This is a genomic window from Shouchella rhizosphaerae (genome assembly GCF_900142675.1).
GTDB lineage: Bacteria > Bacillota > Bacilli > Bacillales > Bacillaceae_D > Shouchella > Shouchella rhizosphaerae.
The window spans coordinates 529897-548308 of record NZ_FRBS01000001.1; the positions used below are offsets into that span (position 1 = coordinate 529897).

The window sequence follows — 18412 nt, forward strand, 5'->3', positions numbered from 1 at the left end:
TTCGTTTTCTTTAAGGCAGATAAAGCAAGGAGTGGACAAGAATGAGCGGGTCTCAATTAATTTCAATTCTCGGCATCGGTCTAACTGCCATTGCTGTGGCGGTTTCGATGGCGTTTATGCTTTTGAAAATGTCCCAGAACTCTGATTAAGGCAGTATGTTTTATTTGATGGTATCCTTTTAGGGTACCTTTTTTGTACATAAATGAGGAGGGGTGTCGGTGCAAGAGTCGTTGTTTAAAAAACTTGAATCACTTTACCCAGAAATGGTGGAATTGCGCCGGGATTTTCATGCTGAGCCTGAACTGGCCTTTGAAGAAGAAGTAACACCAAGAAAAATTGCTTCCTATTTGCAAAATCTTGGTATTGACGTGCGCACACAAGTAGGGGGACGTGGTGTCGTCGGGACGATCAAAGGCAAAAAACCAGGCAAAACAGTAGCATTGCGGGCTGATTTTGATGCGTTGCCAATCCAAGAAGAAACAGGGCTGCCGTTTGCTTCGAAAATTCCTGGGAAAATGCATGCTTGCGGCCATGATGGCCATACCGCTACATTGCTCGTATTGGCAAAAGCGCTTGTGGCGATGCGTGATGAGTTAGAAGGGACGGTTGTTCTCATCCATCAATTTGCAGAAGAATTTGCCCCAGGCGGTGCGATTGCAATGATTGAAGATGGTTGTTTAGATGGGGTGGACGCCATTTTTGGCACCCATTTGTGGAGCCCTCTTCCTTATGGGGAAGTTGGCTATTCATATGACCGTTTGATGGCTGCTTCAGACCGCTTTGAAGTAAATATACAAGGAAAAGGCGGGCACGGAGCTCTTCCCCATGAAACAGTCGATGCTGTCATGGTCGGCTCGTCTGTAGCGCTGATGCTCCAACAGCTAGTGAGCCGCAATGTCAACCCTTTAGAACCGGCAGTTGTCACAATCGCTTCTTTCCACGCCGGAGGTGCTTTCAACGTCATTAGCGATACGGCGAAATTAGAAGGGACGGTAAGGACGTTTAGTGAAAACGTACAAGACCAATTAATTGCCCGTATGGAAGAAACGATCAAAGGGGTATGCGAGGCGAGCGGAGCGACTTATTCGTTTACTTACGCAAAAGGGTATCCAGCTGTTGTGAATGACAGTAAAATGACGGAACTTTTAATGGAAACAGCGGCATCGTTTCACCCAGCAGAAAAGTTGCATGAAATCGAGCCTGTTATGGGTGGAGAAGACTTTTCTTATTATTTACAACGTGTTCCAGGCGCGTTCTTTTTCACTGGTGCTGGAAATGAGGAGAAGGGGATCGTTTATCCTCACCACCACCCTAAGTTTGATATTGACGAGCGGGCTATGCTTGTGGCCGCCAAACACCTAGGCGCAGCTGCTTTATCCTTCTTAGGCACTGGAGATAAAAAGTAACACGGAGGCGAATCATAAGCCTCCGTTTTTTTGTTCGTTTTGTTCAAGCGAACAATTGGCCGAGAAAAGTTGCCAAATAAGGCAATTATGGCAGGAATGTGGTATGATACAACTATACTTTTCGAATGACAAGGAGCTTAATGGAAATGTGGAAATTCTGGATAAAAACCGCTGTTGCTTTTGCTGGGGGCGCCTTGGCGATGCATATGGTGAGACAAGCCCAAGAAAACAATGTCCGCTTCCACACTTTCTCAAGCACGAAAATCCCAACAAAAGCAGATCCAATCGAGCTTTTGTTTATTTCGGATATCCACCGGCGGCGAATTGCCGATGAAATATTGGATATGGCGAGAGAGCGTTGCGATGCGGTATTGATCGGTGGAGATCTAACAGAGAGAGCTGCTCCAAAAGCACGGACTGAAGAGAACTTACAAAAATTAGTTGAATTGGCGCCTGTTTATTTTGTGCGAGGCAACAATGACGATGAAGTCGATCAACAATGGCTTGCTGCAAGCCTTCATAAATATGGCGTAAGCTATTTAGACAATAAACGAACAACGATAACGATAAAGGAAACTCCTGTCACAATCATTGGACTTAGCGACAGAGACTATAGCGAGGAAGAACTGGACAAGCTTTTTGCCGACAAACAGGACACTTATACAATTGTCCTTTGCCATTACCCAAATGTAAGCCATTCCCTACATGGGAGGGATGTGGACGTGATGCTTTGTGGACATACGCATGGCGGGCAAATCCGTGTCTTTGGTTTCGGCTTAGAGAAAAAAGGCGGACTTGTACAGGAAGGCGGATTTTTGAAACTCGTGAGCAATGGGTATGGAACGACATCTGTGCCCCTTCGTTTGGGCGCGGCGCCTGAAGTTCATGCGATTACGATCAAACCAAGCACAGCAAAGGTGGAGGAATAGGGGGCAAAGGCAGGATGATGACCTCTAAAGATGGGAAGTATAACATAAAGGCCGTTTCCAAGAAATTAGGGATTCACCCGGGAACGTTAAGGGCGTGGGAAAGGCGATACCAGGCGATTAACCCGGATCGGAACGAAAGCGGCCATCGTTTGTATACAGACGAACACATTGCCGTGCTCCGCTGGCTAATTGAAAAAGTCAATGAAGGATTTTCCATTAAACAAGCCGTTGAACTAAAAGAGGCTGACAAAGCGAGCGGGGAATGGAGTACAGCAACGGATAATTCGAGCTATATAAGCCACCTTGCCACGGATTTTCTAAAAGCTTTGCTCGCCTTTGACGAAGAACAAGCCCAAGAATGGCTGAACCGCGCTTTTAGTATGTATTCGATGGAACGTGTGGCGATTGAACTGTTCAGCATCGCCTACGACATGCTTGAACAGGAAAGAAGGCAAGGAACGATTACACTTGCTCATCAACAATATGCTGTACGAGCCATGGAGGCGAAAATCACAAATTTGGCAATGGTGCTACCTGCTGACAAGTCGAAGCAAAAAATTTTGTTGTTTTGCGGCCCTCATGAACAATCGGCTTTGCCGTTAAGGATCTTTGCCTTTTATTTGAAACGGAAAGGCTTTAGCACAATCTGTTTTGGGACAGGAATTTCTGTTGAAGATGCAGAATTGGTTGTGCAGCAATGCGCGCCTATTCTTGTTGCAGTTTCTTGCAGAGACGAACAGAATATGCAGGCTGCTGAGGACTGGTTGAAACAAGTGATAAAAAAACAGCCTAACACGAAAATAGGGTTGCTTGGAAAAGGGTTTCCCGAGCTCCCTGACAACAAGAAAGCAAACTGTGAGACGATGTTCATCGGCAAGTCAAGAGCAGACTGGGAAATTTGGGTTGAACGAATGCTGCAACCTTAAAAATTGGATTTAGGAAAAATAATGATTTTGAGAACCATCTTTTGCGTATCCACATACCGTATCGTATAGATACGCGCGAGAGAACCATACGGGCATAAAGGAGGGGCTGGTATGCGCTTAGAGCGTTTAGCAATCGATAAATTTAAGGTTTTTTTAACCTATGATGATATGGACGAAAGAGGGATTACAAAAGAAGACTTGTGGCAAGATGTTCCGAAAGTCCATGACTTATTCCGGGATATGATGCTGGAAGCAGATGACGAGCTAGGTTTTAAAATCGATGGGCCGATTGCGGTTGAAGTGTTTGCGATGCCAGCGCAGGGCATGGTCTTTATTATTACGAAAGGCGACCCTGCTGACGAGTATGATGCCGAAGACTATGAAGAAGGATTCATTGAAATGCAATTGACTTTAGACGAGACCGACGAAGTTTTTTATGAATTTTCTTCGTTTGAAGATGTCATTGGTCTCGCATCTCGTCTACATGCCATTGACATGCTAGGCGGCGAATTGCATTCCTATCAAACGCGCTTCTACTTAAAGTTTAACGAAGCAGAGCTTGAAGAAGTGAATGAAGCAGCCCTTATAGCGATTTTATCAGAATTTGGCAGCCCGGCAACGACCTCTTTCCATCGTATTTGCGAATATGGAAAAGCGTTAATGCCGGCACAAGCGATTGAACAGCTTTATCGGATTTTTTATCTGAAAACGTAGCTAGGTGTAGCGAAAGGCATGAAACCTTTCGCTGCTTTTTTCGTAAACAAAAATAACAAGTACTTGAGCGAAAAGCATCAAACGAAATGAAACCTTGGTTTGATAAGGGGTAGCATTTTAGGAGTGTGAGAACGGTTTATGGCAATATTGTTAATCGAAGATGATCGATCAATTGCAACGATTGTGAAAGAGTATTTAGAGAGGGAATCCTTTAAAGTCGTATGGCAAGCTGATGGGGAAAGCGGCTACCATGCCTTTTGTGAAGGTGCGTACCAGCTTGTATTAATCGATTTGATGCTTCCGAAAATGGATGGGTTTGCTTTGTGTGAGAAAATTCGTGCCAGTTCAGAAGTGCCCATTATTGTTGTTAGTGCAAAGCAAACTGATTTCGACAAAGTCCAAAGTTTCGGGTTAGGCGCAGACGACTATGTGACAAAGCCATTTAGCCCCCTTGAACTAACGGCAAGGGTGAAAGCGCAAATTCGCCGTTATGAACGGTCGTACCCACAGCAAGAAGACAGGCTTCAATTTATAGATGTAGAAATCGACATAAAAGGCAGGCGTGTTTTCGCCCGTGGCGAGCAGATTTCTCTTACAGCAAAAGAATTTGAACTGCTGCTGTTTTTAGCCAACCACCCAGGGCGCGTTTTTACAAAAGAAGAGCTGTACGCAGCAGTATGGAATGGCGATGGCTTTGACAGCAGGACGGTTACAGTCCATGTGAAAAATGTCAGACACAAATTAAAAGACGGGACGAAGCATCCGAAATACATAGAAACGGTATGGGGCGTTGGTTATAAATTTATAGGACTTGGGAACCGATGAAGCTTAGGGGGCAGTTAAACTTGCTCTTGCTCGCAACCGCGCTTGTCCCGTTTATCGCGACAAGCTTATTTTCATACCAACTAAACCGTGTGGCGAAAGAAGAGTCAAGTAACCATTTAGAATCGATGATTGTCGCTAAAAGCATAAGCCGAACGCTAAATCAGAATGCACAAATGTTTGATGGCTCGGCAAAGGAGCTTGGCCGCTTGGCGCTCAAACAACATGAAAACGTCCAGTTAGGTCTTTATTCAAAGGATCGGGCTTTGCAATTCCAAAGCTCCTCTGAGGAAGGGGGATTTGCCACCCACCTTACGCCAGAGGCCATGTTCAGCAATTTGTATAGTTGGCAATCAAGTGATTCGGCCTACATTTACAAGGAGCCGATTTTTTTGCAAGACCAAATTGCAGGCTACTTTGAGCTTCACTTTGACAAAAGCGGCATACGCAAGGAAACGAAGGAAGTCTACATGCTGACGATCCTGTTTTTCCTTATAACGGTAGGTATCACGCTTTTCATTGTCCAGCACTGGTTTAAACGGAATATGCTCGTTCCTTTTGCTTGGATGAAAGCGGAAATGGACGAAGTGGCTTATGGGAAACAAAATCGTACGACTCCAGTGAAGCGTGGCCGCACAGAAGTTGGCCAACTGATGGACAATTTTGCGAACATGGCAGCGCATTTGCGTGCAATTGATGCCCAAAAACAAAGTGATGACGAAGATCGCAAAAAGCTGATTGCGGCGATTTCACATGATTTACGGACGCCTTTAACATCGATACGTGCGTATGCGGAAGGGATGAACGCCCACCCTGACAAAAGGGAAGAGTACAGCAAGGTTATTTTAGCAAAGACTGAGTATATGCAACGATTGATTGAAGATTTGCTGATTTTCTCCCAAGTTCATTCAACGAGCTTTAGTTTGTCGTTAAAAAAAGTCGATGCAGAAGAGCTTGTCGAATTGTTGTTTGATGGCTACGACCTTGAAAAAGAGCAGCTAAGGTTAAGTACGAGCATGGAGATAGAGCCGGCTGAAGTCGATGCAGATGCAGGCCGCCTTGTTCAAGTCATGGACAATTTGGTTACCAATGCCATTTGCTATTCGCCTGAAGGAGGAGCGATTTCCTTGTATGCAACAAACAAGCAGTCTTGTTTGCCACCATTCGTGGAACGGACAAATGAACAGCGACTCTATATTTTTGTTAAAGATGAAGGACAAGGCATCCCAAGTGGCGTACAACGCCAGCTCTTTGACCCGTTTTTTCAAGTAGAACAGGCGAGAAGCCAAACAAACGACAAGGGGGTAGGCTTAGGACTGTCTATTTGCCGGGAGCTGATTCATCAACATGGAGGCACAATTGATGTCTATTCGTCGCCACCACATGGAAGTACGTTTTTCTTTTCCATTCCGTGCATAAAAACTGAGGGGGGAAATGAATGAAACGGCAACCGCTTTTTTTAGCGGCTATAACAGGGTTGTTGTTTACAGGCGGGTGCAGCTTTATGAGCATCAATGCTGAAGAGGTGCTAGAACAAGCCCTTGCAAGAGAAGAAAAGTTTGTTCCTTATACGCTCATTAAAGAATTTGATGATGGCTACAGCGAGTCGGTCTATGCAAAAGACGAGCAAACGCAACGGGTCGACTTTGCCCAAGACGGCCAACTGTTGTCCACTTCTTTATATGTTGATGGCCATATTTATGAAAAAGACTATGAATCAAAATTAATTTACGAAGCAAACGCAGAAGAAGCGATGAACCCGCTTACTCCAAAAGAAGCATTGCTTGATGAAGTGAATTATTTGTTGAAAAACCATGAGATCGAAGTTGTTGAAGGCGAACGCTTTTTAAAACGGGATGTGTTTAAACTCCATTTTTATTCTGAGACTGACCACGTCTTGGAAGCGGAGTTATGGGTCGACAAGAAAACGTACCTCCAACTAAAGACGGTGTATACATACTCTGATCAAGTCGTGGCAGGGGAAGCCGTCGAGGTTCGTTTTAAGCCTGACTTTCCTGAGGGTTGGTTTGATGTGGAGGAAGATGGATTTGTTTTAGTAAGTGAAGAGGAACCTGTCCAAATAGAGAAAAACGAATTAGCTGACGCCTTTGACAAATCGCTACGCTTGCCAAACGAGGTAAACGGCTTGAAGCTGGAAAACATTGAGCTGTATGACGGCGGCAGTGAGGATGCTTCTGTGGTTGCGTCGTATGTCGATAGCGAAGGCAAAGAAATTGGACTGACCGTCTCAAAAAGCCACGGTTTGGAATGGATTGGCGAAAGTGAGACGGAGCCCGTTCGTGGCATTGAGGTCCATTTTAATTGGGAACCGTCAAGTCATTATGCAAATTGGACGGAAGACGGGCTTCTCTATGAACTGTTCACGATGAGGGATTGGTCGCAACAACAGGCAGTCGAACTGATTGAAGGCATGGAACTTGTTTCAGAAGACTAATTGGTTTTTAGAAAAAAGGATGGCAATTATGTGAGCATTTCATTAAGATAAAGATGTGAGCAGCTGACTTCCAAAGAGGTGGAAAAGATGGACGAAAACCAAGAGGATAAATTAGATGTTCTTGCAGCGACTCAGTCCATTATACATAAGGCGCTAAAAAAACTAGGCTATCCAGATGAAATGTATGAACTACTTAAAGAGCCTGTACGGATGTTGACCGTCCGTATTCCTGTAAGAATGGATGATGGATCAACGAAAATTTTTACAGGCTACCGTGCCCAACATAATGACGCTGTTGGTCCGACAAAAGGAGGCGTACGGTTTCATCCAGATGTTAGTGAAAAAGAAGTCAAGGCGCTGTCGATTTGGATGAGTTTAAAAGCAGGCATTGTCAACTTGCCATACGGTGGAGGAAAAGGAGGCATTGTTTGCGACCCAAGGCAGATGTCGTTTAGAGAAGTGGAACGTCTAAGTCGTGGCTATGTCCGCGCGATTAGCCAAATTGTTGGCCCGACAAAAGACATTCCTGCGCCAGATGTTTTTACCAATTCGCAAATCATGGCGTGGATGCTTGATGAATATAGCCGAATTCGCGAATTTGACTCACCCAATTTTATTACGGGAAAGCCGCTTGTGCTCGGGGGGTCACATGGCCGAGAGGCAGCGACTGCAAAAGGTGTGACGATTTGCATCATGGAAGCGGCAAAAAAGAAAGGAATTGACCTTGAAGGGGCGCGCGTCATCATTCAAGGGTTTGGCAATGCAGGGAGCTTTTTGGCGAAGTTTATGGCCGACGCAGGGGCATTAGTAGTGGGAATTGCCGATGCATATGGCGCTCTTTATGCAGAAGAAGGTTTAGATATTGACTATTTGCTTGATCGCCGCGATAGTTTCGGGACAGTAACAAATTTATTTAAAGATACGATTACAAATGAGGAGCTATTAGAAAAAGATTGTGATATTTTGGTTCCGGCAGCAATTGAAAACCAAATCACCTCACACAATGCAGGCAAGTTAAAAGCAGCGATTGTCGTCGAAGCAGCTAATGGCCCGACTACGCTTGAGGCCACGCAAATCCTTGCAGAACGGGGCATTTTGCTTGTGCCTGATGTCTTGGCAAGTGCTGGGGGCGTAACGGTCTCTTACTTTGAATGGGTGCAAAACAACCAGGGCTACTACTGGACGGATGAAGAAGTCGAAGGTCGGTTGCGGACAGTGCTGACGGAAGCGTTTAACAACATTTACAACCTTGCTTTACGTCGTAAAGTCGACATGCGTCTCGCTGCCTATATGGTCGGTGTGAGACGCATGGCCGAAGCTTCTCGGTTCCGTGGATGGGTTTGATCTGCTATACTATGATGAGAAAATAAGTGCCCTTGTCCAAAGTTGCCTTTGAGGACAAGGGTTTTGAATGTTTTGATGAGGTGAGGAATGTGGTAGATGCAGTCATTATTGGCGGCGGCCCTTGTGGCCTTGCTGCGGCAATTGCATGTCAAGAAAAGGGGTTGTCTGCTGTTGTTGTGGAAAAAGAGAACATTGTCCACTCAATTTACCGCTATCCAACGCACCAAACCTTTTTCAGTACAAGCGAACGCTTAGAAATAGGCGGCGTCCCTTTCATTGTGGAGGACCGCAAACCCCGGAGGAACCAGGCGCTTGTCTATTATCGGAATGTAGCAAAATTAAAAAGGCTCCACATTCGTGCATTTGAAAAAGTGCTCCGTGTAGTAAAACGGGCTGATCGTTCATTTGAAGTGACGACGACAAAAGGAACACTTGATGCGAAGCATGTGATTGTGGCCACAGGCTATTATGATTCTCCCAATATGATGGGAATACCAGGTGAAGATAAAAGCCATGTGATGCACTATTTTAAAGAAGCCCATCCTTATTTTGACCATGATGTGGTTGTGATAGGTGGCAAAAATTCGGCTGTTGATGCGGCGCTTGAGTTAGAAAAAGCGGGTGCCCGCGTCACTATGCTTTATCGGGGCAGCGATTATTCGGCAAGCGTAAAGCCGTGGATTTTGCCAGAGCTTGTGTCCCTTGTGCGTAATGAAAAGATCAAATTGGCCTTTCATGCCGATGTGTATGAGATTACGGATAGCCACGTACACTACCGGATAGGGAAACAAGAGCACAAAGCTAAAGCGCAGTTTGTGTTTGCGATGACGGGCTATCACCCTGATCACTCCTTTATTCGCAGTCTTGGTGTACATGTCGATGAAGCAACAGGACGGCCTGTATATGACGAGCAAACGATGGAAACAAATGTGGAAGGCATTTTTATCGCCGGCGTCATTGCTGCTGGAAACAATGCTAATGAAATTTTTATTGAAAATGGTCGTCTCCACGGCCCTTTGATTGCACAAGCAATTGCGCGCAGAATCGAAATGGAGTGATGAATATGCGCCATGTGATGTTGCTGACAACTGGAGGCACGATTGCAAGCACTACAAGCGAAAGCGGCAAATTGGTTGCTGGTGAACTTTCTGGAGAAGAGTTGGCAAAGCTATGTGGTTTGCCGGAAGACATCCATGTAAGCGTGCGCTCTGTATTGCAAAAGCCAAGCGTTCATATGACACTCGCCGATTGGCTGTTGTTAAAGCATGAAGTAGAGCGTGCTTTTGCAGACGAGACGATTAACGGGATTGTCGTCACACACGGCACAGATACGCTTGAAGAAACAGCTTATTTTTTAGACTTAACGAACAAAGACGAGCGTCCCATAATCGTCACAGGTTCTCAACGGGGACCAGAGCAAACAGGCAGTGATGCGTTTATGAATTTGCGTCATGCCATTTATGCTGCTTGTGAACCTGATTTAAAGCACACTGGCTGTGTCGTCGTGTTTAACGAGCGGATTTTTGCAGCCCGTTATGTCAAAAAAGAGCATGCCTCCAATTTGCAAGGGTTCAATGCCTTTGGTTTCGGCTATTTAGGAATTATAGACAACGATGTGATTTTTACGTATCAAAAGCCTGTTCGCCGGGAGTTTTATGAAATTGGCAATACGCCTCTTAAACAAATTGGCATTGCTAAAGTTTATTTAGGCATGAGCGCAGACATGCTGGAAGGGATGATTGCAGTATGCGACGGGATGGTGGTTGAAGGCGTTGGCCGCGGCCAAGTTCCTCCAAACCTAGTAGCTACGTTGGAACGAGCGGTTGCCAACAAGAAGCCAATCATTGTGACGACCGCCTCAGAAGAAGGGAAAGTATACCCAACGTATGACTACAAAGGAAGTGCCCACCAACTCGAACAAATGGGCGTTATTCTCGGCTCCGATTATGACAGCAAGAAAGCACGGATTAAAGCAATGGTCATGCTGGCAGCGAACAAGGAACTAGCAGCTGGGTTTACGTGATGGCGCTTGCTGATCGGAACAAGCCGGTTTTATACTAGAAAAAAGGAATGTTCTATTAGCGAACCAAAGAGAGTAGGCGGTCAGCCATGGTATCCCTTGTTCTAGCTGCACTGGCTCCGGCCATGGCATTGTTTTCATATGTCTATTTGCGCGATGTATACAGCAAAGCAAAAATGTTTCTCGTTCTCCGGATTTTCATTATCGGCGCACTGCTAGTCGTGCCGATTTTGGTGATCCAGTTTGCCTTTACTGAAGAAAATGTCTTTCCCCATCCAGCGGCTAAAGCGTTTTTGCTTTACGGGTTTCTGGAAGAAGGGTTAAAATGGCTCATGTTGTTTGTATTTGCCTACCAACATGGACAGCTTCAGCGCCCAGGGGACGGCATTTTGTTCGGTGTTTCCGTCTCCCTTGGCTTTGCTACAGTTGAAAATGGCTTATACATGATCGCTTATGGGTTAGAGGCAGCTATCCCACGAACTGTTTTGCCAACAACGGCACATGCTGTTTACGGGATTGTGATGGGCTATTACATTGGACAAGCGAAGTACAAAGAAGACCATAAAAAAGTGTTTTTACTCCTTGGGGCGATTCTGCCAATCCTATTGCATGGCGGATATGATTTTATTTTATCAAGCTTTGGCCATTACGTCCTTTATGCGATGATTCCATTTATGGTCATTCTTTGGCTTCTCGCGATATGGAAGCTGAAAAAAGCAAGCCGTTTTACTGTTTAAAATCACAAGACCGATACGCTTGTCAAACGATGTTGTATGCGAGCGTTTGTCTACAGCCTAAAAGCCGTTTCACTGTGTAAGCGAACATTTAACACGAAGGGGGATTCAATTATGTCTACAGCCAACCGCTATCGCATCGTCATTCGCTGCCCTGTATGTGGGGAGAAATACATTTTGCGCGGCAAGCGCAATGAGCAAGGTGAATACGAGACCGGGTTTAAACAGTGCGTCTGCGGAAATGAAGATCAATTGATTGTTGAAGCAAACCCGGAATAATCGCCATCATTAGTGGCGATTTTTTTTTCGCGTTATAAACGATGGAGAGAGTGGCACTGAAATAATGGTTGCACTTGCGTGAAAGTTGCGGTAAAGTGGAAGAAACTTATAAATGGTGTTCAACAATTGAATAGGTTCTTATCAAGAGAAGTGGAGGGAATGGCCCAATGAAGCTTCAGCAACCAGCCAACCATGGTCAGGTGCTAAATCCAGCAGTTTATCTGCAAGATAAGAGAAGCATGCACGTAAGCAATCCCTTCTTCTAATCTTGGAGAAGGGTTTTTTGTTTGGCAATAGAACACATTGGGGGGAACTAGAATGGAAAAACGAGCTGAAACCATATTAGCGCAAATTGGCAATCGCCGCGATGAACCTACTGGCGCAGTAAACACGCCTGTTTATTTTTCAACAGCATATCGCCATCCAGGTATTGGCGAATCGACTGGGTATGATTATGCCCGTACAGGCAATCCGACAAGGGACGTGCTCGAAAAAGCGATTGCGGAATTAGAAGAAGGTGAGCGCGGATTTGCGACTAGCTCTGGCATGGCTGCTGTTCAAATTGTGCTTTCGTTGTTTGAGCAAGGCGATGGGATCATCTGTTCGAAAGATTTATATGGCGGTACGTACCGTCTGTTTGAAGGAGGCTGGACAAGGTGGGGCGTGTCCTTTACATATGTGGATCCACGGAATTTGCAAGAAGTCGAACAAGCCATTCATTCTAACGTGAAAGCCATTTTTATCGAGACGCCGACTAACCCACTTATGCAGGAAGCCTCGATTCCAGCGCTGGCTGCTCTCGCCAAAAAACACGATTTGCTGCTCATTGTCGATAACACATTTTATACGCCGCTTTTGCAGAAGCCACTAACGGAAGGAGCAGACATCGTGATCCATTCGGCGACAAAGTACTTAGGAGGCCATAACGATGTCGTTGCTGGGCTTATCGTTGCGAAAGGAGCCGATCTTTGTGAACGGCTCGCTTATTATCATAATGGTGCTGGCGGTATTTTAGGTGCATTTGATTCTTGGCTGCTTATTCGAGGAATGAAGACATTGGCATTGCGGATGGCCAAGCATGAGGAAAACGCTAAAAAAGTGGTGCAGGCATTGGAGCAAACAGAGGGCATTGTAGACGTGCTTTATCCTGGGAGAGGCGGAATGCTGTCGTTTCGTGTTCAAAACGAAGCTTGGGTCAATCCGTTGCTAAAACATTTGCAATTAATTTCGTTCGCGGAAAGCCTCGGTGGTGTCGAAAGTTTAATGACATATCCAGCAACACAAACGCACGCTGATATTCCAGAAGAGATCAGACTTGCAAATGGAGTGGATGACGGATTGCTCCGTTTCTCAGTCGGCATTGAAAACGGAGAAGATATTGTAGCTGATTTGCTGCAAGCAATTGCGGCCGCTAAAAAATCCTAGGAGGGAATACGATGGAACTTCGCGATAAGTTAAAAACGAGCTTAATCGTTGGAGATGGGGCTATGGGCACGCTTTTATACGAGCAAGGTTTTGATTTATGTTACGAAGAATTAAACCTTTCCCAGCCAGACGCTGTTTACCATGTGCATCGATCGTATATTGAGGCAGGTGCGAAACTGCTACAAACCAATACGTATGCAGCAAATGCCGTCAAACTTAAAAAATATGGATTAAACGAAAGTGTGGCAGACATCAATAGCGCCGCCGTCGGCATTGCGAAAAAAGCGATTGGCAACAACGAACAGCTTGCGTTAGTTGGCACAATCGGCGGGATTCGCGGGTTCCTCCATGAAGATACGGAAAACAAGGTGATTACAGCTGCTTTACTTGAACAAATAACGGCCCTCTTGGAAGCAGGCGTTGACGGGTTATTGTTTGAAACGTTTTATGATTTTGAAGAGGCAAAAGAAGCAGTAGCCCTGGCAAGGCGTCTTACAGACAAGGCGATTATTATGAACGTGTCGATGGGCGATATCGGCGTCTTAAATGGCGGCATTCCCCTAGGTGAAGCGCTCGAGCAACTGCATGAATTAGGAGCGGACGTTTTAGGAATCAATTGCCGTATGGGCCCTTATCATATGCTCCGCTCTTTGGAACAGCTTGAATTATCGTCAGCTTTTCCACTTGCTTGCTATCCAAATGCCAGTTTGCCAGGTTACCGGGACGGGCGCTTTGTTTATGCTTCCAATACCGATTACTTTTATGAAATGACAGGGGCGTTTATTGAACAAGGCGTCCATTTGATTGGCGGCTGCTGTGGCACAACGCCTGCACATATTGCCGCGATCGCCAAAGCAGTGGAAACGAACACGCCGAAAACACGCTCGCTCATTGTCAGGCGACCAAGCCAACTTCAGGAGGAAGGACCAGGAAGGGGAGAGCGGCTCAGTGAGCCGTTGGACCAATTGGCAAGGCGCAAACAAACAATTATTGTTGAACTTGATCCGCCGAAAAAATTAACGATTGCGAAATTTATGGAAGGAGCCAAAGCGTTAAAAGAGGCAGGGGTAGATGCGTTAACGCTTGCCGACAATTCTCTTGCTAATCCTCGTGTTGACAACCAAACGTTGGCGATGTTAGTAAGGGAACAGTTAGGGTTGCGTAGCCTTGTCCACTTAACATGCCGTGACCGCAATTTGATTGGCATGCAATCACACTTAATGGGGCTCCATCTAGCGGAGCTTCATGATTTACTTGTTATCACTGGCGATCCAAGCAAGATCGGTGATTTTCCCGGAGCAACATCTGTATATGATGTATCTTCGTTAAAATTGTTGCCTTTAATTAAGCAAATGAATGAAGGGATTTCATTCTCTGGAAACTCCCTTGGCAGTAAAGCAACTTTTTCGACAGCGGCAGCGTTTAATCCCCATGTTAAGCATCTTGATAAAGCGGTGCGACGTTTAGAAAAGAAAATCGAAGCTGGCGCTGATTATTTTCTGACACAGCCCATTTTCGATGAACAACAATTTGAACAATTGTATGACGCAACGAAGCATTTGCCTGTGCCGATTTTTGTTGGCATTATGCCGCTAACAAGCAGCCGCAATGCGGAGTTTCTTCATAATGAAGTGCCAGGAATGACATTGAGCGACGAGACAAGAGCACGGATGGCGGCATGTGGAAACGACAAAGAAAAAGCCGAGCAAGAAGGCTTGCAAATTGCGATGGAGCTAGCAGACGCAGCTAGTGCCTATTTTAACGGCTTGTATTTAGTCACACCGTTTTTACGTTATGAATTAACTGCAGCACTTGCCACCCATTGCCGAGCGATAGCGAACCCGATAAACCACACGATGGAAGGCGAACGAATATGACAGAATCTCTATTTGAAAAGCAGCTAAAGCAATCGATCCTTGTGCTAGATGGAGCAATGGGGACGATGTTGCAAGAAGCAAACTTGACCGCAGCCGATTTTGGTGGAGAAGCATATGAAGGCTGCAATGAGTATTTAAATCAAACGGCGCCTCATATTGTATCTGACATTTATAAAAAATATTTAGAGGCAGGGGCAGACATTATTTCCACCAATACGTTCGGTTCTACGAGCATCGTTCTTGCGGATTACGACCTTGCCCATTTAGCCTATGACCTTAGCAAGGAAGCCGCTCGACTAGCCCGGATCGAGGCGGATCGCGCATCAAAACCAGAAAAACCCCGTTTCGTTGCTGGAGCGATGGGCCCGACGACAAAGTCATTGTCTGTAACTGGGGGGACGACATTCCAAGAACTAATTGAAGCGTACGAAGAACAAGCCCGTGCTTTAATTGATGGAGGCTGTGACGTTTTGTTGCTGGAAACGAGCCAAGATATGCGCAATGTTAAAGCCGCGTATCTTGGGATAAGCGAGGCATTCAGACGTACCGGGCGAACGTTGCCACTCATGGTATCGGGAACGATTGAACCGATGGGTACGACGTTGGCGGGACAGACAGTGGAGGCCTTCTATTTGTCGCTTGAACATATGAAGCCAGCCGTCGTTGGCTTAAATTGCGCAACTGGGCCGGAGTTCATGCGCGACCACATTCGCTCCCTCGCAGAACTTGCTGAAACGAATGTGAGCTGTTACCCAAATGCTGGGTTGCCCGACGAAGATGGTGTTTACCACGAGACACCAGATTCGCTTGTGAAAAAACTTGAAGGATTTGCTGCCAAAGGTTGGTTAAATGTAGTTGGCGGCTGCTGTGGGACGACGCCTGCCCACATTAAAAAAATGGTTGAAGTGATCAAGAAGTACCCGCCCCGCAAGGCGAAAACACGTCAAACCCATGCTGTATCAGGGATTGAGCCGTTGTTGTATGACGACTCGATGCGCCCGCTTTTCGTTGGAGAACGTACAAATGTAATTGGCTCACGGAAATTTAAACGGCTGATTGAAGAAGGGGAATATGAACAAGCAGCGGAAATCGCAAGAGCTCAAGTGAAGCGTGGGGCACACGTCATAGACATTTGCTTAGCAGATCCAGATCGAAACGAGCAAGAGGACATGGCTGCTTTTCTGAACTATGTCGTCAACAAAGTCAAAGTGCCGCTAATGATTGATTCTACTGATGAAGCGGTCATCGAACGAGCGCTTACCTATTCCCAAGGAAAGGCGATTATTAACTCCATTAACTTAGAAGATGGCGAAGAGCGATTTGCCGCAGTGCTGCCACTTGTGAAAAAGTATGGCGCCGCCATTGTAGTAGGAACTATTGATGAAATAGGGATGGCTGTCACAGCGGAAAGAAAATTGGCCGTGGCGAAGCGATCGTATAAGCTGTTAACCGAAAAGTACAACATTCCGCCTCATGACATCATTTTTGACCCGCTTGTGTTTCCTGTAGGAACAGGAGACGAACAATACATGGGCTCGGCAGCAGCGACCGTTGAAGGGATTGCCCTTATAAAAAAAGAGCTGCCCCAATGCCTAACGATTTTAGGAGTCTCGAATGTCTCTTTTGGCCTTCCGCCAGTTGGCCGTGAAGTTTTAAACGCAGTCTTTTTGTATCACTGTACACAAGCAGGGCTTGATTATGCGATTGTCAATACCGAAAAGCTGGAACGTTATGCGAGCATTCCTGATGAGGAGAAACAGCTAGCCGATCGGCTGTTGTTTCAAACGAATGATGCCCATTTGGCGGCGTTTACTGATTTTTATCGTGGGAAGAAAACTGAGAAAAAAGTCGAGTATGCAAACATGTCCTTAGAAGAGAGACTCGCTGCCTATATTGTCGAAGGGACAAAAGAACGACTTGAGACAGACTTAGCTGAAGCTTTGCGCCTGTATGACACGCCACTTGCCATTATAAATGGACCGCTGATGGCGGGCATGGATGAAGTTGGCCGGCTGTTTAACGCCAATGAATTAATCGTTGCAGAAGTGTTGCAAAGTGCAGAAGTCATGAAAGCGGCCGTTGCTTATCTTGAACCACATATGGAAAAAAGCGAACAAGAACAAGGAAAAGGCAAGATCTTGCTCGCTACGGTTAAGGGAGATGTTCATGACATCGGCAAAAACCTTGTCGACATTATTTTGAGCAATAACGGTTTTTCTATCGTCAATCTTGGTATTAAAGTTACCTCGAATGAATTGTTAGATGCGATTAAAAAAGAACAGCCAACAGCCATTGGGTTGTCAGGGCTGCTTGTTAAATCCGCCCAGCAAATGGTGTTAACAGCGCAAGACTTACGGCAACAACATGTGGACATCCCGATTCTCGTTGGTGGGGCTGCTTTAACGAAAAAATTTACGGATACACGGATTGCTCCTGAATACGAAGGATTAGTCGTTTATGCAAAAGATGCAATGAACGGTTTAGAGCTTGCCAATCGCCTTACTACTCCAGAAGGGCGAAATGAACTTGCCCTTGAACTAGCTACGGCAAGACAACAAAAAGCGGAGTTTAATGATCAGCGAAAAACGAAAGCGCCGACGCTTGCTAAGAGGGAAAAGTCGGATATCGCCCATCATCATGCTGTCTTTAAACCAACCGACCTTGATGAGCATATAATCCGTGATTATAAAATCGACCATATTTACCCATATGTGAATATGCAAATGCTTCTTGGCCGTCATCTTGGTATCCAAGGGAAAGTGAGCCGCCTGCTTGCTGAGAAAGACCAACGCACCACGAGTCTAAAAGCCCAAGTTGATGCGTTCTTCCAAGAGGCGAAAACGAAGAAAACGTTACAGGCAAATGCGATATACCGTTTCTATCCTGCTAATGCCGATGGCGATGAGCTCGTGATTTTTGATCCTTATGATGTTGGCCGTGAACTTGAACGCTTTGCGTTTCCACGGCAAACGCAAGCTCCGTTCTTATGCTTGGCAGATTATGTCCGCCCTGTTGGCGAAGGGGTTGATTATGTTGGGTTTTTAGCGGTTACTGCTGGAGCTGGTGTGCGTGAGGCAGCAGAAGCGGCAAAAGCAAAAGGCGATTATTTGTATAGCCATTTAATTCAAGCGGCTGCATTAGAAACAGCTGAGGGTTTGGCGGAACGCGTCCACGAGCAAATGCGTGATCGGTGGGGGTTTCCAGATGGCGCTGATTTTACAATGAACGAACGTTTTGCAGCGAAGTACCAAGGCATCCGCGTATCGTTTGGCTATCCTGCCTGTCCAAATTTAGAGGACCAAGCCAAGTTGTTTCAATTGCTTCGTCCAGAAAAAATTGGTATCGAATTGACCGATGGGTACATGATGGAACCAGAAGCATCTGTCACAGCGCTTGTATTTTCTCATCCTGAAGCCCGTTATTTTAATGTAGGAAGCTTATAAGAAAACAGACGCAAATGAGCGAAAGCGGATTTGCGTCT

The 18412-nt window shown here is 45.8% G+C and carries 15 protein-coding genes and 1 riboswitch; all 15 genes read left to right on the top strand.

The features are described 5' to 3' along the window. The first annotated feature begins 218 nt into the window (after positions 1-218). The 15 genes from BUC05_RS02775 to metH all read left to right on the top strand — a co-directional run bounded on the left by BUC05_RS02775 (position 219) and on the right by metH (position 18374). A complete protein-coding gene (locus BUC05_RS02775) occupies positions 219-1406 on the top strand; it encodes a M20 metallopeptidase family protein (RefSeq protein WP_035204099.1) in 1188 nt (395 codons plus the stop codon). Positions 1407-1552: 146 nt separating this feature from the next. Next, entirely contained in the window at positions 1553-2335 is a 783-nt protein-coding gene (locus tag BUC05_RS02780) for a metallophosphoesterase (RefSeq protein WP_035204101.1), read from the top strand. 14 nt (positions 2336-2349) lie between these two features. Further along, positions 2350-3261: a MerR family transcriptional regulator gene (locus BUC05_RS02785; RefSeq protein WP_050748971.1), complete on the top strand. Its 912-nt coding sequence runs from the start codon at positions 2350-2352 to the stop codon at positions 3259-3261. 111 nt (positions 3262-3372) lie between these two features. Next, positions 3373-3975: a genetic competence negative regulator gene (locus BUC05_RS02790; RefSeq protein WP_011246701.1), complete on the top strand. Its 603-nt coding sequence runs from the start codon at positions 3373-3375 to the stop codon at positions 3973-3975. Positions 3976-4113: 138 nt separating this feature from the next. Then, a complete protein-coding gene (locus BUC05_RS02795) occupies positions 4114-4800 on the top strand; it encodes a response regulator transcription factor (RefSeq protein WP_011246702.1) in 687 nt (228 codons plus the stop codon). Between the two features lie 20 nt (positions 4801-4820). Beyond that, entirely contained in the window at positions 4821-6239 is a 1419-nt protein-coding gene (locus tag BUC05_RS02800; protein WP_041823796.1) for a sensor histidine kinase, read from the top strand. Then, the gene (locus tag BUC05_RS02805; protein ID WP_011246704.1) at positions 6236-7252 is read left to right on the top strand and encodes a LolA family protein; all 1017 of its coding nucleotides are present in this window, start codon (positions 6236-6238) and stop codon (positions 7250-7252) included. The genes BUC05_RS02800 and BUC05_RS02805 overlap by 4 nt, the downstream gene beginning before the upstream one ends. Before the next feature lie 87 nt (positions 7253-7339). After that, on the top strand, positions 7340-8596 hold the full coding sequence (locus BUC05_RS02810; protein ID WP_035204112.1) for a Glu/Leu/Phe/Val family dehydrogenase: 1257 nt from the start codon (positions 7340-7342) through the stop codon (positions 8594-8596). A gap of 89 nt (positions 8597-8685) precedes the next feature. Next, positions 8686-9654: a YpdA family putative bacillithiol disulfide reductase gene (locus tag BUC05_RS02815; protein WP_035204113.1), complete on the top strand. Its 969-nt coding sequence runs from the start codon at positions 8686-8688 to the stop codon at positions 9652-9654. A 5-nt stretch (positions 9655-9659) separates the two neighbouring features. After that, positions 9660-10619 (top strand): asparaginase, encoded by a 960-nt coding sequence (locus tag BUC05_RS02820; RefSeq protein WP_035204115.1) that lies wholly within the window; start codon positions 9660-9662, stop codon positions 10617-10619. An 86-nt stretch (positions 10620-10705) separates the two neighbouring features. Further along, a complete protein-coding gene (prsW, locus tag BUC05_RS02825; RefSeq protein ID WP_035204116.1) occupies positions 10706-11353 on the top strand; it encodes a glutamic-type intramembrane protease PrsW in 648 nt (215 codons plus the stop codon). 111 nt (positions 11354-11464) lie between these two features. Next, on the top strand, positions 11465-11629 hold the full coding sequence (locus BUC05_RS21405; protein WP_011246709.1) for a hypothetical protein: 165 nt from the start codon (positions 11465-11467) through the stop codon (positions 11627-11629). 135 nt (positions 11630-11764) lie between these two features. Beyond that, positions 11765-11864: riboswitch (SAM riboswitch) on the top strand. An 83-nt stretch (positions 11865-11947) separates the two neighbouring features. Next, entirely contained in the window at positions 11948-13054 is a 1107-nt protein-coding gene (locus BUC05_RS02830) for a methionine biosynthesis PLP-dependent protein (protein WP_073304047.1), read from the top strand. An 11-nt stretch (positions 13055-13065) separates the two neighbouring features. After that, complete coding sequence (locus tag BUC05_RS02835) at positions 13066-14931, top strand: bifunctional homocysteine S-methyltransferase/methylenetetrahydrofolate reductase (protein WP_035204119.1); 1866 nt, start codon at positions 13066-13068, stop codon at positions 14929-14931. Next, positions 14928-18374 (top strand): methionine synthase, encoded by a 3447-nt coding sequence (metH, locus tag BUC05_RS02840; protein WP_035204123.1) that lies wholly within the window; start codon positions 14928-14930, stop codon positions 18372-18374. The genes BUC05_RS02835 and metH overlap by 4 nt, the downstream gene beginning before the upstream one ends. Positions 18375-18412 lie beyond the last annotated feature (38 nt).